24 protein-coding genes are annotated in these 21,597 nt (G+C 59.8%); 22 read left to right on the plus strand and 2 right to left on the minus strand.

Annotation, left to right across the window (positions count from 1 at the left end):
- Nucleotides 1–3: 3 nt before the first annotated feature.
- The 19 genes from PAF17_RS01185 to trmB all read left to right on the plus strand — a co-directional run bounded on the left by PAF17_RS01185 (nucleotide 4) and on the right by trmB (nucleotide 18,864).
- The gene (locus PAF17_RS01185) at nucleotides 4–1,209 is read left to right on the plus strand and encodes an NADH-quinone oxidoreductase subunit E (RefSeq protein ID WP_271887246.1); all 1,206 of its coding nucleotides are present in this window, start codon (nucleotides 4–6) and stop codon (nucleotides 1,207–1,209) included.
- Nucleotides 1,210–1,241: 32 nt separating this feature from the next.
- Nucleotides 1,242–1,838 (plus strand): helix-hairpin-helix domain-containing protein, encoded by a 597-nt coding sequence (locus tag PAF17_RS01190; protein WP_271887247.1) that lies wholly within the window; start codon nucleotides 1,242–1,244, stop codon nucleotides 1,836–1,838.
- Nucleotides 1,838–2,053, plus strand: coding sequence for a DUF5337 domain-containing protein (locus tag PAF17_RS01195; protein ID WP_271887248.1), 216 nt, complete (start codon nucleotides 1,838–1,840; stop codon nucleotides 2,051–2,053). Before PAF17_RS01190 ends, PAF17_RS01195 begins: the two co-directional genes overlap by 1 nt.
- Nucleotides 2,054–2,081: 28 nt before the next feature.
- Nucleotides 2,082–3,377, plus strand: a complete 1,296-nt coding sequence (gene nuoF / locus PAF17_RS01200; protein WP_271887249.1) for an NADH-quinone oxidoreductase subunit NuoF — start codon at nucleotides 2,082–2,084, stop codon at nucleotides 3,375–3,377.
- A 103-nt stretch (nucleotides 3,378–3,480) separates the two neighbouring features.
- A complete protein-coding gene (locus PAF17_RS01205; RefSeq protein ID WP_271887250.1) occupies nucleotides 3,481–3,900 on the plus strand; it encodes a DUF5333 domain-containing protein in 420 nt (139 codons plus the stop codon).
- An 11-nt stretch (nucleotides 3,901–3,911) separates the two neighbouring features.
- Entirely contained in the window at nucleotides 3,912–5,936 is a 2,025-nt protein-coding gene (nuoG, locus tag PAF17_RS01210) for an NADH-quinone oxidoreductase subunit NuoG (protein ID WP_271887251.1), read from the plus strand.
- A gap of 4 nt (nucleotides 5,937–5,940) precedes the next feature.
- Nucleotides 5,941–6,720, plus strand: a complete 780-nt coding sequence (locus tag PAF17_RS01215) for a hypothetical protein (protein ID WP_271887252.1) — start codon at nucleotides 5,941–5,943, stop codon at nucleotides 6,718–6,720.
- A gap of 18 nt (nucleotides 6,721–6,738) precedes the next feature.
- A complete protein-coding gene (gene nuoH, locus PAF17_RS01220; RefSeq protein ID WP_271887253.1) occupies nucleotides 6,739–7,770 on the plus strand; it encodes an NADH-quinone oxidoreductase subunit NuoH in 1,032 nt (343 codons plus the stop codon).
- A 3-nt stretch (nucleotides 7,771–7,773) separates the two neighbouring features.
- Entirely contained in the window at nucleotides 7,774–8,265 is a 492-nt protein-coding gene (nuoI, locus tag PAF17_RS01225; protein ID WP_271887254.1) for an NADH-quinone oxidoreductase subunit NuoI, read from the plus strand.
- Nucleotides 8,262–8,675 carry a carboxymuconolactone decarboxylase family protein gene (locus tag PAF17_RS01230; protein WP_271887255.1) on the plus strand — a complete coding sequence of 138 codons (414 nt, stop codon included), beginning with the start codon at nucleotides 8,262–8,264 and terminating at the stop codon, nucleotides 8,673–8,675. The genes nuoI and PAF17_RS01230 overlap by 4 nt, the downstream gene beginning before the upstream one ends.
- Nucleotides 8,672–9,274, plus strand: a complete 603-nt coding sequence (locus PAF17_RS01235) for an NADH-quinone oxidoreductase subunit J (protein ID WP_271887256.1) — start codon at nucleotides 8,672–8,674, stop codon at nucleotides 9,272–9,274. Before PAF17_RS01230 ends, PAF17_RS01235 begins: the two co-directional genes overlap by 4 nt.
- Before the next feature lie 99 nt (nucleotides 9,275–9,373).
- Nucleotides 9,374–9,679: an NADH-quinone oxidoreductase subunit NuoK gene (nuoK, locus tag PAF17_RS01240; protein WP_089343058.1), complete on the plus strand. Its 306-nt coding sequence runs from the start codon at nucleotides 9,374–9,376 to the stop codon at nucleotides 9,677–9,679.
- Nucleotides 9,680–9,685: 6 nt separating this feature from the next.
- Nucleotides 9,686–11,797 carry an NADH-quinone oxidoreductase subunit L gene (nuoL, locus tag PAF17_RS01245; RefSeq protein ID WP_271887257.1) on the plus strand — a complete coding sequence of 704 codons (2,112 nt, stop codon included), beginning with the start codon at nucleotides 9,686–9,688 and terminating at the stop codon, nucleotides 11,795–11,797.
- Between the two features lies 1 nt (nucleotide 11,798).
- Complete coding sequence (locus PAF17_RS01250; protein ID WP_271887258.1) at nucleotides 11,799–13,367, plus strand: NADH-quinone oxidoreductase subunit M; 1,569 nt, start codon at nucleotides 11,799–11,801, stop codon at nucleotides 13,365–13,367.
- 10 nt (nucleotides 13,368–13,377) lie between these two features.
- Nucleotides 13,378–14,859 (plus strand): NADH-quinone oxidoreductase subunit NuoN, encoded by a 1,482-nt coding sequence (nuoN, locus tag PAF17_RS01255; RefSeq protein ID WP_271887259.1) that lies wholly within the window; start codon nucleotides 13,378–13,380, stop codon nucleotides 14,857–14,859.
- Nucleotides 14,852–15,625 (plus strand): biotin--[acetyl-CoA-carboxylase] ligase, encoded by a 774-nt coding sequence (locus PAF17_RS01260; RefSeq protein ID WP_271887260.1) that lies wholly within the window; start codon nucleotides 14,852–14,854, stop codon nucleotides 15,623–15,625. The genes nuoN and PAF17_RS01260 overlap by 8 nt, the downstream gene beginning before the upstream one ends.
- A gap of 5 nt (nucleotides 15,626–15,630) precedes the next feature.
- Entirely contained in the window at nucleotides 15,631–16,410 is a 780-nt protein-coding gene (locus PAF17_RS01265) for a type III pantothenate kinase (RefSeq protein WP_271887261.1), read from the plus strand.
- Nucleotides 16,403–18,079 (plus strand): ribonuclease J, encoded by a 1,677-nt coding sequence (locus PAF17_RS01270; RefSeq protein ID WP_271887262.1) that lies wholly within the window; start codon nucleotides 16,403–16,405, stop codon nucleotides 18,077–18,079. Before PAF17_RS01265 ends, PAF17_RS01270 begins: the two co-directional genes overlap by 8 nt.
- A gap of 68 nt (nucleotides 18,080–18,147) precedes the next feature.
- Entirely contained in the window at nucleotides 18,148–18,864 is a 717-nt protein-coding gene (gene trmB, locus PAF17_RS01275) for a tRNA (guanine(46)-N(7))-methyltransferase TrmB (RefSeq protein ID WP_271887263.1), read from the plus strand.
- 50 nt (nucleotides 18,865–18,914) lie between these two features.
- Here the strand turns inward: trmB and PAF17_RS01280 are convergent, their stop codons facing one another.
- The gene (locus PAF17_RS01280) at nucleotides 18,915–19,142 is read right to left on the minus strand and encodes a DUF1150 family protein (protein WP_271887264.1); all 228 of its coding nucleotides are present in this window, start codon (nucleotides 19,140–19,142) and stop codon (nucleotides 18,915–18,917) included.
- Between the two features lie 15 nt (nucleotides 19,143–19,157).
- Nucleotides 19,158–19,568, minus strand: coding sequence for an Hsp20 family protein (locus tag PAF17_RS01285; protein WP_271887265.1), 411 nt, complete (start codon nucleotides 19,566–19,568; stop codon nucleotides 19,158–19,160).
- A gap of 219 nt (nucleotides 19,569–19,787) precedes the next feature.
- On the opposite strand from PAF17_RS01285, the gene PAF17_RS01290 reads away from it, so the two are divergent.
- From PAF17_RS01290 to PAF17_RS01300, 3 genes are read left to right on the plus strand one after another with little or no spacing between them, the layout of a single operon-like run.
- Nucleotides 19,788–20,006 (plus strand): YdcH family protein, encoded by a 219-nt coding sequence (locus PAF17_RS01290; protein ID WP_271887266.1) that lies wholly within the window; start codon nucleotides 19,788–19,790, stop codon nucleotides 20,004–20,006.
- A gap of 58 nt (nucleotides 20,007–20,064) precedes the next feature.
- Nucleotides 20,065–20,550: a 5-(carboxyamino)imidazole ribonucleotide mutase gene (gene purE / locus PAF17_RS01295; RefSeq protein WP_271887267.1), complete on the plus strand. Its 486-nt coding sequence runs from the start codon at nucleotides 20,065–20,067 to the stop codon at nucleotides 20,548–20,550.
- The gene (locus PAF17_RS01300) at nucleotides 20,543–21,580 is read left to right on the plus strand and encodes a 5-(carboxyamino)imidazole ribonucleotide synthase (protein WP_271887268.1); all 1,038 of its coding nucleotides are present in this window, start codon (nucleotides 20,543–20,545) and stop codon (nucleotides 21,578–21,580) included. The genes purE and PAF17_RS01300 overlap by 8 nt, the downstream gene beginning before the upstream one ends.
- Nucleotides 21,581–21,597 lie beyond the last annotated feature (17 nt).

Consider the following 21,597-nt stretch of genomic DNA (forward strand, 5'->3'; position numbering starts at 1 on the left):
GTCATGCTGCGCCGCCTTTCCCCCGTCCAGCCCGACAGTTTCGAATTCACGCCCGCCAATCTGGAATGGGCCAGGGCGCAGATGACCAAATACCCCGAAGGTCGCCAGCAATCCGCCATCATTCCGGTGTTGTGGCGGGCGCAGGAACAAGAGGGCTGGCTGTCGCGCCCCGCGATCGAATATTGCGCTGATCTTCTTGGCATGGCCCATATTCGCGCCCTTGAGGTCGCGACATTTTACTTTATGTTCCAGCTTCAACCTGTTGGTAGCGTTGCAAATATTCAGATTTGTGGCACCACAAGCTGCATGATTTGCGGGGCCGAAGAACTGGTCGAACTGTGTAAACGCAAGATCGCGGCGACACCGCATACCGTTTCCGCCGACGGCAAGTTCAGCTGGGAAGAGGTGGAATGTCTCGGGGCCTGCGCAAATGCGCCGATGGCGCAGATCGGCAAGGATTACTACGAAGATCTGACGCCCGCGAAGCTGGAAAAACTGATCGACGCCATGTCGGACGGCAAGGTTCCGCTGCCCGGACCACAGAACGGGCGTTTTGCGTCCGAACCTGCCTCGGGTCTGACCAGCCTCAGGGATCTGCAGGGTGAAGCTGACGATTTGAACGCCAGCGCGTCCCTGGCGCGCCAACATGGCGAGACGCTCAAGCGGATCGATGGCACCGAAGCTCCGATCCTGACCAAGTGGCTTCCCAAGGATCGTCCTGATCAGGCTGTTGATCAGAAAACCGGTCAGAACGAGACAACCAAGGATGAACCGCGCCCCGCAAAGGGCAAGCCGGTTGACGCGACCGGGGTCACCAACCAGGAGGCACGCGCCGATACCGCCGGGCGTCCTGCGGCGACCGCAAAAGATGCCGACGGGCATAACGCTGCCGCAGGTCAGACCGGTGATGTCGGCCGCCGTCCCGAGGGGCTCGATGCCCCGAGGGGGGGCTCTGCCGATGATCTCAAGATGATCAAGGGCGTCGGTCCCAAGCTCGAAGAGCTGCTGCACAGCCTCGGCTTTTTCCATTTTGACCAGATTGCGGCGTGGGGCAAGGAAGAGCTTGCCTGGGTCGATGCGAATCTGGAAGGTTTCAAGGGACGGGCATCGCGGGACGAATGGGTGCTTCAGGCAAAAACACTGGCTGCGGGTGGTGAAACCGAATTTTCCCGACGAGCAGACGCCGATGGCCGTTACGATGAGGAGTAGGACCACCGAAGCCTAGGATGGGATAGCGCAAGATGACGACCAAGGATCATACCACAACCTGCTGGGCTGCCGGCATCGTGCTTGGATTGCTGGTTTGGATCATGACTGCATGGCCAGGCGATCTGAACTGGTTTGAAGGTTTGGTTCTTGGTGTGGTGTCGGGCGTTGTCTTTGCCGCTTTTCTGGTTTGGCTGCTATGTCGCGGCGAACCCGCAATGGATAGTGCGGATTGGCATCCCGTCCAGCATCGCAGCAGCTTTGAGGAAGATGTTCAGCTGCAGCCGCGCGGTGTCCAGAGCCAAGCGGCTTCAGTGTTTCTGGGCGATAGCGCCCCGGCTTTGGAACAGAAGGACGCGGATACGGGCACGGCTCCGGTCGCAACGGTTGATGATCTGAAGGAAATCAAGGGAATTGGCCCTAAACTGGAAGAAATGTTAAACGATCACGGCATCACCAGTTTCGCGCAGATCGCGACTTGGGATGATGAGCGGATCGATCATTTCGCCGAACTGATCGGGCGCATGGGATCGCGGATTCGCAGCGATGACTGGGTGTCCCAGGCCAGAACCCTTGCCGCGGGCGGCACGACGGAATTTTCCAAGCGGGTCGAAGAGGGCGAGGTCAATTGATGGCCGGACCGACGGATCGCGACTCGGTGCAAATGAGGCTGGCGGCGATCGTGATCGCCGTAACAATGCTGCTCTGGCTGGCTGTGCAATGGCTGGGCGGGCAATATGGATGGGCGGCGAAATGGGCTTTTCTGGCTGATCTTGCCGCGATTGGTGCTTTTGTCTGGTCGCTGTTGGTGACCTGGCGTATCTGGCGTCGCAGAAACGATGCGTAACGCCCGGACGATGAGGATTGATAGTTAGATGCTGAAAGACCAGGATCGCATTTTCACCAACCTCTATGGCATGGGTGATCGCAGCCTGAATGGCGCCAAAAAGCGCGGCCATTGGGATGGCACTGCCGAAATTCTCGGCCGCGGGCGCGACAAGATCATTGAACAGGTCAAGGCGTCAGGTTTGCGAGGCCGGGGCGGTGCGGGCTTTCCGACCGGTCTGAAATGGTCCTTCATGCCCAAGGAATCGGATGGCCGCCCGGCCTATCTGGTCATCAATGCCGACGAATCCGAACCCGCGACCTGCAAGGACCGCGAGATCATGCGCCACGATCCGCACACGCTGATCGAGGGGGCATTGATCGCCAGTTTCGCGATGAACGCGCATGCCTGCTATATCTATCTGCGCGGCGAATATATCCGCGAACGCGAGGCGCTGCAGTCGGCCATCGACGAATGCTATGACGCGGGCCTTCTGGGCGCGAATGCGGCGGGGTCGGGCTGGGATTTCGACCTGTATCTGCACCACGGCGCGGGTGCCTATATCTGTGGCGAGGAAACGGCGCTTCTGGAAAGCCTTGAAGGCAAGAAGGGCATGCCGCGGATGAAGCCCCCCTTCCCGGCAGGGGCGGGTCTTTATGGCTGCCCGACCACGGTGAACAATGTCGAATCCATTGCTGTCGTTCCGACGATCCTGCGTCGCGGCGCCGAATGGTTCGCGGGTTTCGGCCGTCCCAACAATGCGGGGGTCAAGCTGTATGGCCTGACCGGGCATCTGAACAATCCCTGCGTCGTCGAAGAGGCCATGTCGATCAGCATGAAAGAGTTGATCGAAAAGCATGGCGGCGGCGTGCGCGGCGGCTGGAAAAACCTCAAGGCCGTGATTCCGGGCGGGGCATCCTGCCCGATCCTGACCGCCGAGCAGTGCGAAACCGCGATCATGGATTACGACGGGATGCGGGATCTGCGGTCCAGCTTTGGCACCGCCTGCATGATCGTGATGGACAAGGACACCGATGTCATCAAGGCCGTGTGGCGCCTGTCCAAATTCTTCAAGCATGAAAGCTGCGGGCAGTGCACGCCCTGCCGCGAAGGCACCGGCTGGATGATGCGGGTGATGGAACGTCTGGTCACCGGCGAAGCCGAGGTCGAGGAAATCGACATGCTGCTGGACGTCACCAAGCAGGTCGAGGGGCACACGATCTGCGCCCTTGGCGACGCCGCCGCATGGCCCATTCAGGGCCTGATCCGCAATTTCCGCGAAGAGATCGAAGACCGCATCAAGGCGAAACGCACAGGGCGCATGGGGGCAATGGCGGCAGAATGACAGGTTGGGCGGATATCGTTCACACCCCGCGCACGGGGTCGTGTCGGGCCGCGAAGGCTCTGGGCTGCTATGGATTGATCCATGGTAGAACGGAGGTTTTCCTATGACCGGATTCATGCACCGCACATGTATCGCCCTTGTCCTGGCGGTTGTTGCCGCCGGGCTCTCGCCGGCACAGGCGCTGGAGCCGCTGAGCAACCAGTGCTATATCAATGACCGGTTGATTGCCGCACGGATTGCCGATCGGATCCGGCGTGAATGCCCAAGCATCGATGCGCGTATGGTCTATGCCTTCATGCAGGCGCGCGAGCTGAAGAAATACGCGCGCAATCAAGGCTATAGCGAGGCGCAGATCGATGCGTTTCTCGACAGCAAGCCCGACAAGAAACGGATCTATGCCGCAGCGGATGATTATATGGCCCGCAATGGCGTGAAATCGGGCGATGCCGAGAGCTATTGCCGCCTCGGACGGGACGAAATCGCACGGAAGACGGTCACCGGATCGCTTCTGAGTGCCAAGTAAGGAATGCAGTGATGGCCGATTTGCGGACAATCAAGATTGATGGCAACGAGATCGATGTCGATCCCAATCTGACCTTGATCCAGGCCTGCGAGCAGGCCGGGATCGAAATTCCGCGTTTCTGCTATCATGAACGCCTGTCGATTGCGGGCAATTGCCGGATGTGTCTGGTCGAGGTCGTGGGCGGCCCGCCCAAACCCGCCGCGTCCTGTGCCATGCAGGTCAAGGATCTGCGCCCCGGACCCGAAGGTGCCCCACCCGAGGTCCGCACCAACAGCCCGATGGTCAAGAAGGCCCGCGAGGGCGTGATGGAATTCCTGCTGATCAACCACCCGCTGGACTGCCCGATCTGCGATCAGGGCGGTGAATGCGACCTGCAGGATCAGGCCATGGCTTATGGCGTGGATTTCAGCCGCTATCGCGAACCCAAGCGCGCCTCGGACGAGTTGAACCTTGGTCCGCTGGTCGAAACCCATATGACGCGCTGCATCAGCTGCACCCGCTGCGTGCGTTTCACCACCGAGGTCGCGGGCATCAGCCAGATGGGCCAGACCGGCCGTGGCGAGGACAGCGAGATTACCAGCTATCTGAACGAGACGCTGGCCTCGAACCTGCAGGGCAACATTATCGACCTGTGCCCGGTCGGTGCGCTGGTCAGCAAGCCCTATGCCTTTACCGCCCGTCCGTGGGAATTGACCAAGACCGAGACCATCGACGTGATGGACGCGCTTGGCAGCAATATCCGCGTGGACACCAAGGGCCGCGAAGTCATGCGCATCATGCCGCGCAACCATGACGGCGTGAACGAGGAATGGATCAGCGACAAGACCCGCTTCGTCTGGGACGGCCTGCGCCGTCAGCGTCTGGACAAACCCTATATTCGCGAAAACGGCAAGCTGCGCCCCGCCACCTGGCCCGAGGCGCTGACCGCCGCGACCCGCGCAATGACCGGCAAGAAGGTTGCCGGTCTGATCGGTGATCTGGCCCCGGTCGAAGCTGCGTTCAGCCTGAAGACGTTGATCGAGGGCATGGATGGCAAGGTCGAATGCCGCACCGACAACGCGCGCCTGCCCATTGGTAATCGCAGCGCCTATGTCGGAACGGCTACGATCGAGGATATCGACAATGCCGCGATGATCCAGCTGATCGGCACCAACCCGCGCGAAGAAGCGCCGGTCCTGAACGCCCGGATTCGCAGCGCCTGGATCAATGGCGCACAGATCGGACTGGTCGGTGAGGTGGTCGATCTGACCTATGATTATGCGCATGTCGGAACGGACCGAGCTGCGCTGGAAGGTCTGTCCGATCGCAAGATCAGCGACGAGACGCGCGAAGCGCCCTCGCTTGTGATCGTGGGGCAGGGTGCCATCCGCGAAGCCGATGGCGAGGCGGTTCTGGCCCATGCGATGAAGCTGGCCGAGAACAGCAACTCCAAGTTGCTGATCCTGCACAGCGCCGCGTCGCGCGTGGGGGCCATGGATGTCGGCGCCGTGACGGACGGTGGCCTGACCGCCGCCATCGACGGGGCCGAGGTGATCTATAACCTTGGGGCCGACGAGGTCGAAATCGACGCCGGTGCCTTCGTGATCTATCAGGGCAGCCACGGTGATCGTGGCGCCCATCGCGCCGACATCATCCTGCCCGCTGCCTGCTATACCGAGGAAAACGGCCTGTTCGTGAATACCGAAGGCCGCCCGCAACTGGCCATGCGCGCCAATTTCGCACCGGGCGAGGCCAAGGAAAACTGGGCCATCCTGCGGGCGTTGTCCGCTGAACTGGGGCAGCAATTGCCCTGGGATAGCCTAGCGCAACTGCGGACGGCGCTTGTACAGGCCGTGCCGCATTTGGCCAAGGTTGATCAGGTGCCCGAAAACGCCTGGCAGCCGCTGGTTGCAGCGGATCTTGGAAAAGCCGATTTTGTGAATCCGATCAAGGATTTCTACCTGACGAACCCGATCGCGCGCAGCTCTCCCCTGATGGCCGAGCTGTCGCGGATGGCCTTGGCACGCCGTTCGGTTTCGGCCGTAGCAGCGGAGTAAGGACATGCAGCCAGCCCTTCGCCAGCCCCTGACAGTCGCCGCCGCGCTGGTCGCGTGCGGGCTGGTCTGGGGGTGTTCCGGGGACAATCGGGATGGTCGTCCGCCGGAAAAACCCGATCACGTTACTGCGCAGGTGGTGACCGATGGCAAGGTGGGAGGCAAGCCCGCGCTCAGCCGCGCGCGCATCTCGACGAAATCGGGTGAGATCCTGATCCTCGAAGAAGACGGCAGCGTCACGAAGATGGATCTCGACAGCGATGCCGGGCGCGATGCCTTCGACGTGACCGAGGCGGATCTTATGGCGTTGAACGCCAATCTCGATCTTGATTTCGGTGCCGGCCGGGGGGGATCGCTGCCAAGCTATCGCTCTGGGCGCAAGACGGCGCAGGAAAAGGCGCTGGAGGAATTTGCAAAGCGCACACAGCCTGCCTTGCCCGATTGGGATGAAAGCAGGATCGTCGAAGCCGAAGATTTCATCGGCAGCAAGGTGGCGACCCTCGGCGATGGTGACCGGGCCGATCTGGTCGAGGTCACGGCAAATCTGCGCGAAGGGGTGGACGCCGATATCGCGTTTTCGTATGCGACCTGTGCACTTGCCGGATGGGCAAAGGGCGAGGGCGCGAAATATGGGCGTCATATCCGCACGCTACAGCAGACACGTGACGGAAAATTGCTGATTGGCGCGGCCTTTACAATATCGGACAGCAAGCCCATGGGGCTGCGCGTCATGGAAACGAATGAGACCTTGCGCGAGTGCAAGGCACGCGGCATTCCCGCGGCGTAAGGAAGAGGAACAGGCGTCATGGCTGATTTTTGGGCATCTTCCTGGGGCACTGCGTTGATCCTGCTTTTGCAGGGTCTTGCGCTGATCGCCTTCGTGATGCTGTCGCTGGTCTATATGGTCTATGGCGACCGCAAGATCTGGGCTGCGGTGCAGATGCGGCGCGGTCCCAATGTGGTTGGTCCCTGGGGGCTGTTCCAGACCTTCGCGGATGCGCTGAAATACATCGTCAAGGAAATCGTGGTTCCGGCGGGCGCGGACAAGTTCGTGTTCTTTCTGGCACCTTTCCTGTCGATGACGCTTGCGTTGACCGCGTTCGTTGCGATTCCCTTCGCGCCGGGCTGGGTCATGGCCAATATCAATGTTGGCGTGTTGTTCATCTTCGCGGTTTCCTCGCTTGAGGTATATGGCGTGATCATGGGCGGATGGGCGTCGAACTCGAAATATCCGTTTCTGGGATCGTTGCGCTCGGCGGCACAGATGATTTCCTATGAGGTCAGCCTGGGCCTGATCATCGTTGGCATCATCATCTCGACCGGATCGATGAACCTGACCGCCATTGTCGAGGCGCAGCGCGGGGCAGGGCTGTTGTCCTGGTACTGGCTGCCGCATCTGCCGATGCTGGTGCTGTTCTTTGTCAGCGCGCTGGCCGAAACGAACCGCCCGCCCTTTGACCTTCCCGAAGCGGAATCGGAACTGGTCGCGGGCTTCATGGTCGAATATTCCTCGACGCCCTATCTGTTGTTCATGGCCGGCGAATACATCGCCATGTGGCTGATGTGCGCACTGATAAGCCTGCTGTTCTTCGGTGGCTGGCTGTCGCCGATCCCCGGCATCCCGGACGGTGCGCTGTGGATGTTCATCAAGATGGTGTTCTGGTTCTTCATGTTCGCCATGGTGAAGGCCATCGTGCCCCGCTATCGCTATGACCAATTGATGCGCATCGGCTGGAAAGTGTTTCTGCCCCTGTCGCTGGCCTGGGTGGTCGTCGTGGCGTTCCTTGCGAAATTCGAAGTCTTCGGGACCTTCTGGGCCCGTTGGGCAGGAGTATAAGAAATGGCATTCGATATTGCCCGCGCCACCAAGTATTTCCTGATGTTTGACTTCATCAAGGGATTTGGGCTGGGGCTGAAATACTTTCTGGCACCCAAGGCGACGCTGAACTATCCCCATGAAAAGGGTCCGTTGTCCCCGCGCTTTCGTGGCGAACATGCGCTGCGCCGTTATCCCAATGGCGAAGAGCGTTGCATCGCCTGCAAGCTGTGCGAGGCGATCTGCCCGGCTCAGGCGATCACGATCGATGCCGAACCGCGCGAAGATGGCAGCCGCCGCACCACCCGCTATGACATCGACATGACGAAATGCATCTATTGCGGCTTCTGCCAAGAGGCTTGCCCGGTGGATGCCATTGTCGAGGGGCCGAATTTCGAATTTGCGACGGAAACCCGCGAAGAGCTGTTTTATGACAAGCAGAAGCTGCTTGAGAACGGTGACCGCTGGGAGGCCGAGATTTCCCGCAACCTTGCAATCGATGCGCCTTACAGATGACCGACGCATTCCAGAAAATGTTTCAGCAGATGCTGCAATCGGGGCAAGAGATGGCACGCTCTTTCAACCCCGCGCTCGAGCATGTGGACACCAAGGCGTTCGAGAAACTGATCCCGACCATGCCATCGGACATGCTGGAAATGTGGTTCGGCAAGACCTTCAATCGCGACGGGCTTGATGCGCGCACGCGCCTTTTGGTCACGATCGCTGCGATGACAGTCCAGGGCGCACATGCCGAGCCGCAATTGCGTCTGACCATTCGTCACGCAATCGAGGCAGGCGCCACCCCGCGCGAGATTGCGGAAGTGATTTATCAGATGGGCATGTTCGGCGGCATTCCGGCCATGCAAAAGGCGCTGGAAATCGCGCAAGGCGTCTTCACGGAATCCGAAGGGAAAGAAAACGAATGATCACCTTTGCCTTCTACCTGTTCGCAATTTCGGTCTGCATCTCGGGCTTCATGGTCGTTCTGGCACGCAACCCGGTGCATTCGGTTCTGTGGCTGATCCTGGCCTTTCTGTCGGCGGCGGGACTGTTTGTTCTGCAAGGGGCCGAATTCGTCGCGATGCTGCTGATCATCGTTTATGTCGGCGCGGTAGCCGTGCTGTTCCTGTTCGTGGTGATGATGCTGGATGTCGATTTTGCCGAGTTGAAGGGCGAGTTCGCGCGCTATCTGCCACTTGGCGGCCTGATCGCGGTCGTGCTGCTGGCACAGTTGGCGATCGGTTTCGGCGTCTGGGAAAGTTCGGAACTGGCCGAAGGGCTGCGGGCGGCGCCGATTGCCGCAGATACGATGAATACACATGCAATCGGCACGGTATTGTATGACCGCTATCTTCTGCCGTTCCAGTTTGCCGGCCTGATCCTGCTGGTTGCCATGATTGGTGCCATTACCCTGACCATGCGCCACCGCAAGGACGTCAAGCGTCAGGACGTGGTTGCCCAGATGCATCGTGACCCGGCAAAGGCGATGGAACTGAGGAATGTGAAGCCCGGGCAGGGGCTTTGAACGCCGCAAGCTGGCTTGCGGTCGCCATCGGAATAGCAACGGCGGTTCTGGTGGCAAACGGATATTTCAACGGGTGAACGACCCGGAGGGACAGAAACGATGATCGGATTGACACATTTCCTAACGGTGGGGGCGATACTTTTCGTCGCCGGCGTCTTCGGCATCTTCGTGAACCGAAAGAACGTCATCGTCATCCTGATGTCGATCGAACTGATGCTTCTGGCGGTGAATATCAATTTCGTTGCCTTCTCGGCGCATCTCGGAGATCTGGCAGGGCAGGTATTCACCATGTTCATTCTGACGGTCGCTGCCGCCGAGGCGGCGATTGGCCTGGCCATTCTGGTGGTGTTCTTCCGCAATCGCGGAACCATCGCGGTCGAAGACGTCAATGTGATGAAGGGTTAAGAGGTCATGGCGCAATTCATTCTCTTTGCCCCGCTTTTGGGCGCGATCATTGCCGGGTTCGGCTGGCGGATGATCGGCGAACAGGCCGCGCAATATCTGACCACGGGCATCCTGTTCGCGGCCTGCTTGTTCAGCTGGATCATCTTTCTGGGCTTTGACGGCGAGGTTCGTCACCTGCCGGTCATGGACTGGGTCGTATCGGGCGATTTCACCAGCGAATGGGCCATCCGGCTGGACCGGCTGACGGCCATCATGCTGATCGTCGTGACATCGGTTTCGGCGCTCGTGCATCTTTATTCGATGGGCTACATGGCCCATGACGAGAACTTCACACACGACGAGAACTACAAGGCGCGTTTCTTCGCCTATCTGTCCTTCTTTACCTTCGCCATGCTGATGCTGGTGACGGCCGACAACCTGCTGCAGATGTTCTTTGGCTGGGAAGGCGTCGGCGTCGCGTCCTATCTGCTGATCGGTTTCTATTACAAGAAACAATCCGCGGGCGCGGCCGCGATGAAAGCCTTCATCGTGAACCGGGTTGGCGATTTCGGCTTTCTTCTGGGTATCTTTGGCCTGTTCTGGATGACCGGTTCGATCCAGTTCGACACGATCTTCGGGCAGGTTCCCGCGCTGGCGCAGACCCAGATGCATTTCCTGTGGCGCGACTGGAACGCGGCCGAGGTTCTGGCCGTGTTGCTGTTCATCGGCGCGATGGGCAAGTCGGCGCAATTGTTGTTGCACACTTGGCTGCCCGACGCGATGGAGGGCCCGACGCCCGTTTCGGCGCTGATCCATGCCGCGACCATGGTGACGGCCGGTGTGTTTCTGGTTTGCCGGATGTCGCCGCTTTATGAATTCGCGCCCGATGCCAAGACCTTCATCACCGTCATCGGTGCGACGACGGCTTTCTTTGCGGCGACGGTCGGGCTGGTGCAGAACGACATCAAGCGCGTCATCGCCTATTCGACCTGCTCGCAGCTGGGCTACATGTTCGTTGCGGCAGGTGTCGGTGTCTATTCGGTCGCGATGTTCCACCTGCTGACACATGCCTTTTTCAAGGCCATGCTGTTTCTGGGTGCGGGTTCGGTGATCCACGCCATGCATCACGAACAGGACATGCGCAACTATGGCGGTCTGCGCAAGAAGATCCCGCTGACCTTCTGGGCGATGCTGATCGGCACGCTGGCCATTACCGGTGTCGGGATTCCGCTGACGCATATCGGTTTTGCCGGGTTCCTGTCGAAGGATGCGGTGATCGAAAGCGCATGGGCCGGCAACAACTATGCCTTCTGGATGTTGGTCATCGCGGCCGCGTTTACCAGCTTTTACAGCTGGCGGCTGATGTTCCTGACCTTCTGGGGAAAACCGCGGGGCGATCATCATGCGCATGAGCACGCCCATGAAAGCCCGCGCGTCATGACCGTTCCTTTGGGTGTTCTGGCGGTCGGTGCGATCTTTGCCGGGATGGTCTGGTATGGTCCGTTCTTCGGCAGCCATGACAAGGTGGCGCAATTCTTCCATATGGGCCATGGCGAAGCCCATGCCACGGCGGAACATGGCGGCGAAGCTGACGCACATGGCGACGATCATGGCGCGCCCGCTGACGCCACGCATGCCGTCGACGCACCTGAAGGCGCCGAGACCGGACATGCAGAGGTCGCGGCCCCCGTGGGTGGCGCGATTTACATGCATCCCGACAATCATGTTCTGGACGAGGCCCACCACGCGCCCACTTGGGTCAAGGTCTCGCCGTTCATCGCCATGCTGTCGGGTCTGCTTCTGGCATGGATTTTCTATATCCGCAGCCCCGAGGCACCGGCCAAACTGGCTGCGCAACAGCCGGTTCTTTACCGGTTCCTGTTGAACAAATGGTATTTCGACGAAGTTTACGACGTGGTTTTTGTCCGTCCTGCCAAGTGGTTGGGCCGAACCCTGTGGACGGGCGGGGACGGAGCCGTTATCGACGGCGCCATCAACGGTGTCGCCATGGGAATCATTCCGCGGCTGACACGGTTTGCCGGGCGACTGCAGTCGGGCTATCTGTTCCACTATGCTTTCGCGATGGTGCTGGGCATCGTGGGCTTGCTGATCTGGGTGATGATGCGGGGAACGCACTGACATGACGAACCTACTTTCGATCATCACCTTCCTGCCGATCGTTGCGGCGGCGATCCTTGCGCTGTTCCTGCGCGGGGATGACGAGGCCTCGCAGAAGAATGCCAAGTGGCTCGCCCTGATTGCGACGACGGCGACCTTCCTGATCTCGCTTTTCGTGCTGTCGGGCTTCAACCCGGCCGATACGGGCTTTCAGTTCGTCGAAGATCATGCCTGGATCATGGGGCTGCGCTACAAGATGGGCGTTGACGGCATTTCGGTGCTGTTCGTTCTGTTGACGACGTTCCTGATGCCCTTGACGATCCTGTCGACCTGGGACGTCAAGACACGCGTCAAGGAATACATGATCGCCTTTCTGGTGCTGGAAGGTCTGATGATCGGTGTCTTCACGGCGCTTGATCTGATCCTGTTCTACCTGTTCTTCGAGGCGGGACTGATCCCGATGTTCCTGATCATCGGGATCTGGGGCGGGCAAAACCGTATTTATGCAGCCTTCAAGTTCTTCCTGTATACATTCCTTGGGTCGGTCCTGATGCTGGTGGCGATGATCGCCATGGCGCGCACCGCCGGAACGACCGATATTGCCGCTCTGCTGCAATTCGACTTTCCGTCAGAGACGATGCGCGTCCTGGGCTTCACGATCGTCGGCGGCATGCAGACGCTGCTGTTCATCGCCTTCTTTGCCAGCTTTGCGGTCAAGATGCCGATGTGGCCGGTTCACACCTGGCTGCCCGATGCCCACGTTCAGGCGCCGACCGCCGGGTCGGTCGTGCTGGCGGCCGTGCTGCTGAAAATGGGCGGTTATGGCTTCCTGCGCTTCAGCCTGCCGATGTTCCCGGTCGCGTCAGACCTGCTGCAGCCACTGGTGTTCTGGATGTCGGCGATTGCCATCGTCTATACCTCGCTGGTGGCCCTTGCGCAAAGCGACATGAAGAAGCTGATCGCCTATTCCTCGGTCGCGCATATGGGCTATGTCACCATGGGCACATTTGCGGCGAACCAGCAGGGGATCGATGGTGCGATCTTCCAGATGCTCAGCCATGGCTTCATCTCGGGGGCGCTGTTCCTGTGCGTCGGCGTGATCTATGACCGCATGCACACGCGAGAGATCGACGCCTATGGCGGGCTGGTGAACCGGATGCCGCTTTATGCGCTGGTGTTCATGTTCTTCACCATGGCGAATGTCGGCCTGCCGGGCACCTCGGGCTTTGTCGGCGAATTCCTGACGCTGATGGGGACGTTCAAGGCCAATACCTGGGTCGCGATGGTTGCTGCGACGGGGGTGATCCTGTCGGCGGCCTATGCGCTGTGGCTGTATCGCCGGGTGACGCTGGGGGCTTTGATCAAGGAAAGCCTCAAGACGATTGCCGACATGACTCCGCGCGAAAAGTGGATTTTTGCGCCACTGATCGCGATGACCCTGCTGCTGGGCGTTTATCCGCGCCTTGTTACCGACATCACCGGCCCCTCTGTCGAGGCGTTGCTGGTCCGCTATCACGACGCGCTGCCTCATGAAGCACGGGACGGGCTTGCCGTCACCGCCGCCATAGACGCAGCCGAAGCCAGCCATTGAGGAACGCAAGATGACCGCGCTCGATCTTTCGACCATCCTGCCCGAGCTCTTGCTGGCGATCTATGCCATGGCCGCCCTTATGGCGGGCGCGTGGTTCGGCAAGGATGGCATTGCCCGCCCGATCCTTTGGACGACCGTGATCGCGCTATTGGTGATCGGCGTCTATGTCGGTTTTTCCGACCGCCCCGATCAGGATGCTTTCTTTGGCATGTTCCGGGATGACGCATTCGCCCGTTTCGCCAAGGTCACGATCCTGCTGTCTGCCGCGGCGGTTCTGGCCATGAGCGTCGACTACATGGACCGGCGCGGGTTGATGCGGTTTGAATATCCGATCCTGATCACGCTGGCGGCGATCGGGATGATGATGATGGTGTCGGCGGGCGATCTTCTGTCACTGTATATGGGCCTCGAATTGCAATCCCTGTCGCTTTATGTGGTTGCTGCAATGCGCCGCGAAAGCGCACGCTCATCCGAGGCGGGCTTGAAGTATTTCGTTCTGGGCGCTCTGAGTTCGGGGATGCTGCTCTATGGCGCATCTCTGGTCTATGGGTTCGCAGGCACCACCAGCTTTGATGGAATTTTCTCCACCGTGTCGGCCGGAGAGATGTCGCTTGGCGTGTTGTTCGGGCTGGTCTTCCTGCTTGTGGGCCTGGCGTTCAAGGTGTCGGCCGTGCCCTTCCATATGTGGACGCCCGATGTCTATGAAGGCGCGCCCACGCCGGTTACGGCCTTTTTCGCCACCGCGCCGAAGGTTGCGGCGATGGGCCTGATCGCGCGCCTGATGTTTGATGCGTTCGGCAATGTTCCCGCCGATTGGGGACAAATCATTGCCATGCTGGCCGTTCTGTCGATGTTCCTTGGGTCGATCGCCGGTATCGGGCAGCGCAATATCAAGCGGCTGATGGCCTATTCTTCGATCGCGCATATGGGTTTTGCCCTGGTCGGTCTGGCCGCCGGAACGGCTTATGGCGTTCAGGCGATGCTGATCTATATGGCGATCTATGCCGTGATGAATGTCGGAACCTTTGCCTTCATCCTTTCGCTGGAACGCGAAGGGATGCCGGTCACGGATCTGGCCAGCCTGAACCGCTTTGCCTCGGCCGAGCCGCTGAAGGCCTTTGCCGTGCTGTTCCTGATGTTCAGCCTTGCAGGCGTGCCGCCGTTCCTTGGTTTCTTTGCGAAATTCGGTGTGCTGTCCGCCGCCGTTCAGGCGAATATGGCCTGGCTTGCCGTGATGGGGGTGATCGCGTCGGTGATCGGTGCGTTCTACTATTTGCGCATCGTGTATTACATGTTCTTTGGTGCGGAATCCGAGGGCGTCGAAAGCAGGATGGGCCTGATCCAGTATCTTGCGCTGCTGATTCCGGCGGCGATGTTGCTGTTGGGTGCGGTGACCATGTTCGGCGTCGACGATGCCGCTGCGACCGCCGCGCAATCGCTGGTCGGCTCGGAGGCCACGCATGTCGACACCAGCGGTGCAGCGGGTGAGTAAGCCGATCGTTGATGAATGGCCCCAAGGCTATGGCCGCCATGTGATCGACCGCGTTGACAGCACGAATGCCGAGGCCTTTCGCATGGCGCCGTCGCTTGCCGGACCGACCTGGATCATGGCGCGTCGCCAAGAGGCTGGTCGTGGCCGCCGGGGCAGGGCGTGGATCGATCCGGTCGGGAACTTTGCCGCGACATTAGTCATGCAAACGCAATCCGGGCCTGCGGATGCCGCGCGCCTTTCATTTGTGGCGGCTTTGGCCGTTCATGACGCCCTGATCCGTCTGTGCGGCCCGCGTTTGAATATTTCATTGAAATGGCCCAATGATGTGCTGCTGAACGGGGGGAAATTGTCCGGCATTCTTCTGGAAAGTTCGGGTTCCGGGGGGCGGGTCAACGCATTGGCCATTGGTATCGGAATCAACCTGATTTCGACACCACCCCAGGATGCCGTCGAAAAGGGAGCATTGCGGCCGGTCAGCTTGCAGGACGAGGCGGGCGTGGTTTTGACCCCTGATGATGTCTTGCCGGCCGTGGCGCAGGGCTTTGATCACTGGTTCCGCCAGGATCGCGATTACGGATTTGCCCCGATCCGAGAGGCCTGGACCGCCCGTGCGGCACGTCTGGGTGAAACGGTGACGGCGCGAACCGGAACAAGCGAAACGACCGGACGCTTCGAGGGGATGGACGAGACGGGCGCATTGGTCCTGATGACATCGCGGGGCAGGGTGGCGATCCCCGCTGCCGACATCTATTTTGGCGAAGGCTAGATCCGATGCTGCTTTGCATCGATACCGGAAATACGAATACCGTCTTTTCGATCTGGGACGGTCAGAAATTTCTGGCACATTGGCGAATCTCGACCGATCACCGGCGGACTGCGGATGAATATTTCGTCTGGTTGTCCACGTTGATCGCTGTTCAGAAATTCGAACTGCAGATCAATGCCTGTATCATCAGCGCCACGGCGCCGCGTGTCGTTTTTAACCTGCGGGTCTTGTGCAACCGCTATTTTGACACCCGTCCTCTGGTGGTGGGAAAGCCCGATTGTGCGCTGCCCGTGGCACCGCGCGTCGATACCGGCACGACGGTCGGGCCGGACCGCCTGGTGAATACCGTCGCGGGCTATGAACGCCACGGGGCGGATCTGATCGTGGTTGATTTCGGCACGGCAACCACGTTTGACGTCGTTGATTTCGATGGGGCCTATGTTGGCGGGGTGATCGCGCCGGGGGTCAATCTGTCGCTTGAAGCCTTGCATATGGGTGCGGCGTCGCTGCCGCATGTCGATGTGACGCGGCCGCCCAGGGTGGTGGGCACCAATACCGTGGCCTGTCTGCAATCAGGCATATTCTGGGGTTATATCGGGCTGGTCGAGGGTATCGTGACCCAAATCAGGCAGGAACGTCAGCGGCCGATGAAGGTTGTCGCGACCGGCGGACTTGCGCCTTTGTTCGATCAGGGGTTTGACCTATTTGACGCGATCGAGGACGATCTGACAGTTCACGGTCTTAGACTGATACATGATTACAACAAGGAGATGGGCAATGTCTGAACGCCTGATTTATTTGCCGCTTGGCGGCGCGGGCGAAATCGGCATGAACGCCTATGTCTATGGATATGGCGCGCCGGGCAAGGAACGCCTGATTCTGGTCGATCTGGGTGTGACCTTCGGGGATATGGACAGCAGTCCGGGAATTGACCTGATCATGCCGGATCTGAGCTGGCTCGTGGACAATCGCGACCGGCTTGAGGGCATATTCATCACCCACGGGCACGAAGACCATCTTGGTGCGGTCGGGCATCTGTGGGCGCGTTTGGGCGTGCCGATCTATGCGCGTCAGTTCACCGGTGCGCTTTGCCGGCTGAAGCTAGAGGAAATGGGTCACCCTGCCGACACGGTCAAGATCACCGGTCCACGGCCCGAGGTGACGCGGCTTGGCCCCTTCACCGTGCAGTTCGTGCCGGTCAGCCATTCGATCCCGGAAAGCGCCGCCTTGGTGATCGACACCCCGGCAGGGCGGGTTGTGCATACCGGTGATTTCAAGCTGGACGGAACGCCGGTGGTCGGTGAACGCTTTGACCCGGAAATGTGGCACGACATTGCGAATGAAGGGCGCGGCATCAAGGCGCTTACCTGCGATTCGACCAATGTGTTTTCGACCCATCCAGGCCGTTCCGAAGCCGTGTTGGCGAACCCGATCACCGAATGGGTGCTTGCGCAGAAGAACATGGTGATCGCCACGACCTTTGCATCCAACATCGCCCGCCTGAAAACATTGGCCGAGGCGGCCATCGCCGCAGATCGCAAGGTTTGCCTGTTGGGGCGAGCCATGCGGCGGATGGTCAGCGTCGGATTGGAAACCGGTGTGTTGACCGATTTCCCCAACACGATCGGCCCGGACGAGGCAGCGGGTTTGCCGCGCAACAAGGTCATGCTTCTGGTGACCGGCAGTCAGGGCGAACGCCGCGCCGCCAGCGCGCAACTGTCGCGGGGGCGGTATCTTGGCCTGTCACTGAAAGAAGGTGACAGTTTTCTGTTCAGTTCGAAGACCATTCCCGGCAATGAACGTTCGGTCGGGCGGATCATGAACGCGCTGAGCGAGATGGGGATCGATCTCTATGATGGCGACGATGGGTTGTTCCATGTGTCCGGCCATGCAAACCGACCGGATATCGAAGCCCTGCATGATTTGCTGAAACCGGAAATCGTGATTCCGATGCATGGTGAACATATGCATCTGCGTGAACATATGACGATCGCGAGATCAAAGGGGATCGCGTCGTCGGTTGCGACCAATGGCATGATGGTGGAGCTGACGGGCGAAGCACCCAAAGTGGTGGATCAGGTCGAGACCGGGCGGTTGTATCTGGACGGGAATGTCCTAATCGGTTCGATGGATGGGATCGTGCGCGATCGCATCCGGATGGCTCTGAACGGTCATGCGCTGGTCAGTGTCATCGTTGACGAAGATGACAATCCGTTGCCGGATGCCTGGGTCGAGATTTCGGGTTTGCCCGGACGCAGTCGGGGGGGCGAGGATCTGGCCGCCCATATCGAAGGTGAGCTGGCCGAGTTTCTTGAAAGCGCCGATCGCAAGACCGCGCGCGACGATGCCAAGATCGAGGAAGCGGTCCGCAAGATCACGCGGCAGGTGTCGATGGAGGAAATCGGCAAGAAGCCCGAGGTCACGGTGATCATCAGCCGTCTGATGGCCGAATGAACGAATGAGCAGCCAAAGGCCGCGCCAGATCTTGACGCTGCGCGGCCTTCGGTGCAATTCCCGCCGATATGACAGATACGCCCAAATCCCCGTTCGATCCAAATCCGCCCCGCCGCAACTTTTATGGTAGACGGCAGGGCAAGACCCTGCGTCAGAGCCAGAAAGGCTATCTGAGTGAGGATCTGGGCGAACTGCGCCCAATGGGTATTTCGATCGAGGAGAATCCCGAGCGCCGCGCAATTGATCCTGCAAAGTCCTTCGGCGATGACCGTCCGCTATGGCTGGAGGTTGGTTTTGGCGGTGGGGAACATATGGTTCATATGGCGGCGACCTATCCGGATATCAGGGTGATCGGTTGTGAGCCGTTTATCAATGGCGTCGCGATGTTGTTGGGGAAGATCCGGGCCGCGGATGTTTCAAATGTCAGCGTCTATCCCGGTGATGCACGGGATATGATGGATGTCCTGCCCGCGGGCAGTATCTCGCGGGCTTTCCTGATGTATCCTGATCCCTGGCCAAAGTCGCGCCATCATCGCCGCAGATTCGTGACGCCCGAACATCTTTTGCCGCTTGCACGGGTGATGCGCCCTGGCGGCGAGTTTCGGGTGGCGACCGATATTCCCGATTATGTTCGCCAAACCCTGGAGGAGGTGCCTGCTGCCGGGTTTGATCTTGTTTGCGAAGGGCCGGAAGCGTGGGATGACTGGATCAGCACGCGATATGAGAAGAAAGCACTGCGCGAAGGGCGCAAGCCTCATTACGTGACATTCCGCCGGCAAGGCTGAGTGGCGTAGGGTCGGGGTGCATATTCCAACGCACCCCGACGCGCCTTGTCCTAGTGGACGCTGACCGGGCTGAGTTCGTTTTGACGTGCAAGAACGAACGCCATCGAGCGGTCGCGCACCAGGGCAAGTTGTTCGCCCTCGGCATCGTGGACGGCGTACATGCTGTCCAGGTCAGGGACCTGTTCGCGGATTTCCTCTGGCAAGGTGCTGGTTGCAACCCGGCGAATATAGACAGTGTTCTGGCTTTCGGGTTCACCGAAATCAAATTTGGTATCCATGATGATCCCCTTTCTTTACTTGCGGCTGATCGGAATGGTTTGGACGACCTGATCTGCCTGTTCGCGCCGCAGATTGACGTGCAGCAGACCGTTCTCGATTTCGGCCGATATCACCTCGACCCCATCGGCCAGCACGAAACTGCGCTGAAAGGCGCGTCCGGCGATTCCACGATGTAGAAAGACCCGCTCTTCTTCGGTTTCGGGCAGCTTGCCCCGGATGACCAATTGCCGGTCTTCGGTGGTGATGTTCAGGTCTTTCTCGGCAAATCCCGCAACGGCCAGCGTGATACGAAAGCCGTCAGGCGCGATGTGTTCGATGTTATAGGGGGGGTAGCCTTCGGCCCCCTTGGCGGCCCGTTCCGCCAGTCGTTCGAGCTGGTCGAAGCCCAGCAGGTAGGGATGCGCCCCCAGCGAAATCTTGGTCATGGTCATCAGCCCTTTGATGATGAAGCGACTGTCATGTCCGGGCCCCGGAACTGGCGACCCGATTACGTTCAATATGTGCATTTACGGGTCCGGAAACAAGATATGGGTCTTTCGCTGCTGGCCCTGAATGTCACGGAAACGGAAGGATTCAGTTAACAGCTCTTTGCTGTCGGGCTATAAGCAAGGAAACGATGTTGGATCCCTGGTGCCGGTAGTCTGATGAATATCCAGAATGAAATGTCCCATAACGAGATTGTGCGCGCCAAGCTGACTGCTTTGCGTTGTGAACATCGCGATCTGGACGAAGCCATTGCGGCACTTGCGTCGCAGCAACTGACCTCATCATTGGCTCTGCAGCGGTTGAAGAAGCAGAAACTGGTTCTGAAGGACAGGATTTCGCGTCTGGAAGATGAATTGACCCCCGATATCATCGCCTGATTGCGGCTGGCGCGGTCCCGCGCTATTGCCTGCGCAATCCACAAGAAGGGGAACCCGTATGGACAAGCCGGTCGGAATCATCATGGGCAGCCAGTCGGACTGGGCGACCATGCGCGAGGCGGCAGCTATTCTCGATGAGCTTGGCATCGCCTATGAAACGCGCATCGTCAGTGCACATCGTACGCCGGACCGCTTGTGGGATTACGGCAAGGGTGCCGTATCGCGCGGGTTGAAGGTGATCATCGCCGGGGCTGGCGGTGCTGCGCATCTTCCGGGAATGATGGCGTCCAAGACGCGCGTTCCGGTGATTGGCGTGCCGGTTCAGACCCGCGCCTTGTCCGGCGTGGACTCGTTGTATTCGATTGTGCAGATGCCCAAGGGATTTCCGGTTGCCACCATGGCCATCGGTTCGGCCGGCGCGGCCAATGCGGGGTTGATGGCCGCAGGCATCCTGGCGATCAACGATCCCGAACTGGCTGCACGGCTTGATGCGTGGCGCGATGCCCTGTCGGCCTCGATCCCCGAGGAGCCGGTTGATGAGTGATATTCGGACCATCGGCATTCTGGGCGGCGGACAATTGGGCCGGATGCTGTCGGCGGCGGCCAGCAGGCTGGGGCTGCGCTGCCACATTTACGAGCCGGGCGTCGCACCTGCGGCCGATGTCGCGTGGCGGGTGACCAATGCCAGCTATGATGACCATGACGCGTTGCGGGCATTCGCGCAGACCGTTGATGTCATCACTTATGAGTTCGAGAATGTGCCGACCTCGGCGCTGGATCTTTTGGAGTCAATCCGCCCGATCCGGCCCAACCGCAGGGCGTTGGCCGTGTCGCAGGATCGCTTGACCGAAAAAAACTTCCTGAATGAAATCGGGCTGGCCACCGCGCCATTTGCAGATGTCGCAACCCAAGGCGATCTGGCGGCGGCAGTGGCTGTCATCGGAGCGCCATCGATCCTGAAAACGCGGCGCATGGGATATGACGGCAAAGGGCAGATCCGGATCGATCGCCCGGAAAATCCGGGCTGGACGGGCGCGGCATCGGTGCTGGAAGGGTTTGTAAGCTTTTCCGAAGAGATCAGCGTCATCGTTGCCCGTGGTGCCGATGGACGGGTCGCGGCCTATGACCCGGGCCTGAACCTGCATCAGGAAGGCATTTTGCGACGCACGACCGTGCCTTCGGGGCTGCCGACCAAGATCACGACGGATGCGGTGCTGATGGCCGCCAGAATCGTCAATGCGCTGGATTATGTCGGCGTCATGGGGGTCGAATTGTTCGTGACGCCAGAGGGCCTGATCGTGAATGAGATCGCCCCGCGGGTCCATAACTCGGGTCACTGGACTCAGGCCGGATGTGCGGTGGATCAGTTTGAGCAGCATATCCGCGCCGTTGCAGGCCTGCCCTTGGGTGACGGCAAACGCTATGCGGATGTGACCATGGAAAATCTGATCGGCGACGATATGGACCAGCTGCCTGATCTGCTGGCTTCGGCGTCGGTCCAGGTCCATATCTATGGCAAGTCCGAGGTCAAATCCGGGCGCAAGATGGGCCATGTGAACCGCATCACCAAGTGATATCTGCGGCGGCCCAT

Source organism: Paracoccus onchidii, from assembly GCF_028294535.1.
Lineage (GTDB): Bacteria > Pseudomonadota > Alphaproteobacteria > Rhodobacterales > Rhodobacteraceae > Paracoccus > Paracoccus onchidii.

Bases quoted from the DNA above. Each gene is read 5' to 3' on its own strand.
- PAF17_RS01185 (WP_271887246.1), top strand. From the start codon at position 4: ATGCTGCGCCGCCTTTCCCCCGTCCAGCCCGACAGTTTCGAATTCACG.
- PAF17_RS01190 (WP_271887247.1), top strand. From the start codon at position 1,242: ATGACGACCAAGGATCATACCACAACCTGCTGGGCTGCCGGCATCGTG.
- PAF17_RS01195 (WP_271887248.1), top strand. From the start codon at position 1,838: ATGGCCGGACCGACGGATCGCGACTCGGTGCAAATGAGGCTGGCGGCG.
- nuoF (WP_271887249.1), top strand. From the start codon at position 2,082: ATGCTGAAAGACCAGGATCGCATTTTCACCAACCTCTATGGCATGGGT.
- PAF17_RS01205 (WP_271887250.1), top strand. From the start codon at position 3,481: ATGACCGGATTCATGCACCGCACATGTATCGCCCTTGTCCTGGCGGTT.
- nuoG (WP_271887251.1), top strand. From the start codon at position 3,912: ATGGCCGATTTGCGGACAATCAAGATTGATGGCAACGAGATCGATGTC.
- PAF17_RS01215 (WP_271887252.1), top strand. From the start codon at position 5,941: ATGCAGCCAGCCCTTCGCCAGCCCCTGACAGTCGCCGCCGCGCTGGTC.
- nuoH (WP_271887253.1), top strand. From the start codon at position 6,739: ATGGCTGATTTTTGGGCATCTTCCTGGGGCACTGCGTTGATCCTGCTT.
- nuoI (WP_271887254.1), top strand. From the start codon at position 7,774: ATGGCATTCGATATTGCCCGCGCCACCAAGTATTTCCTGATGTTTGAC.
- PAF17_RS01230 (WP_271887255.1), top strand. From the start codon at position 8,262: ATGACCGACGCATTCCAGAAAATGTTTCAGCAGATGCTGCAATCGGGG.
- PAF17_RS01235 (WP_271887256.1), top strand. From the start codon at position 8,672: ATGATCACCTTTGCCTTCTACCTGTTCGCAATTTCGGTCTGCATCTCG.
- nuoK (WP_089343058.1), top strand. From the start codon at position 9,374: ATGATCGGATTGACACATTTCCTAACGGTGGGGGCGATACTTTTCGTC.
- nuoL (WP_271887257.1), top strand. From the start codon at position 9,686: ATGGCGCAATTCATTCTCTTTGCCCCGCTTTTGGGCGCGATCATTGCC.
- PAF17_RS01250 (WP_271887258.1), top strand. From the start codon at position 11,799: ATGACGAACCTACTTTCGATCATCACCTTCCTGCCGATCGTTGCGGCG.
- nuoN (WP_271887259.1), top strand. From the start codon at position 13,378: ATGACCGCGCTCGATCTTTCGACCATCCTGCCCGAGCTCTTGCTGGCG.
- PAF17_RS01265 (WP_271887261.1), top strand. From the start codon at position 15,631: ATGCTGCTTTGCATCGATACCGGAAATACGAATACCGTCTTTTCGATC.
- PAF17_RS01270 (WP_271887262.1), top strand. From the start codon at position 16,403: ATGTCTGAACGCCTGATTTATTTGCCGCTTGGCGGCGCGGGCGAAATC.
- trmB (WP_271887263.1), top strand. From the start codon at position 18,148: ATGACAGATACGCCCAAATCCCCGTTCGATCCAAATCCGCCCCGCCGC.
- PAF17_RS01280 (WP_271887264.1), bottom strand. From the start codon at position 19,142: ATGGATACCAAATTTGATTTCGGTGAACCCGAAAGCCAGAACACTGTC.
- PAF17_RS01285 (WP_271887265.1), bottom strand. From the start codon at position 19,568: ATGACCAAGATTTCGCTGGGGGCGCATCCCTACCTGCTGGGCTTCGAC.
- PAF17_RS01290 (WP_271887266.1), top strand. From the start codon at position 19,788: ATGAATATCCAGAATGAAATGTCCCATAACGAGATTGTGCGCGCCAAG.
- purE (WP_271887267.1), top strand. From the start codon at position 20,065: ATGGACAAGCCGGTCGGAATCATCATGGGCAGCCAGTCGGACTGGGCG.
- PAF17_RS01300 (WP_271887268.1), top strand. From the start codon at position 20,543: ATGAGTGATATTCGGACCATCGGCATTCTGGGCGGCGGACAATTGGGC.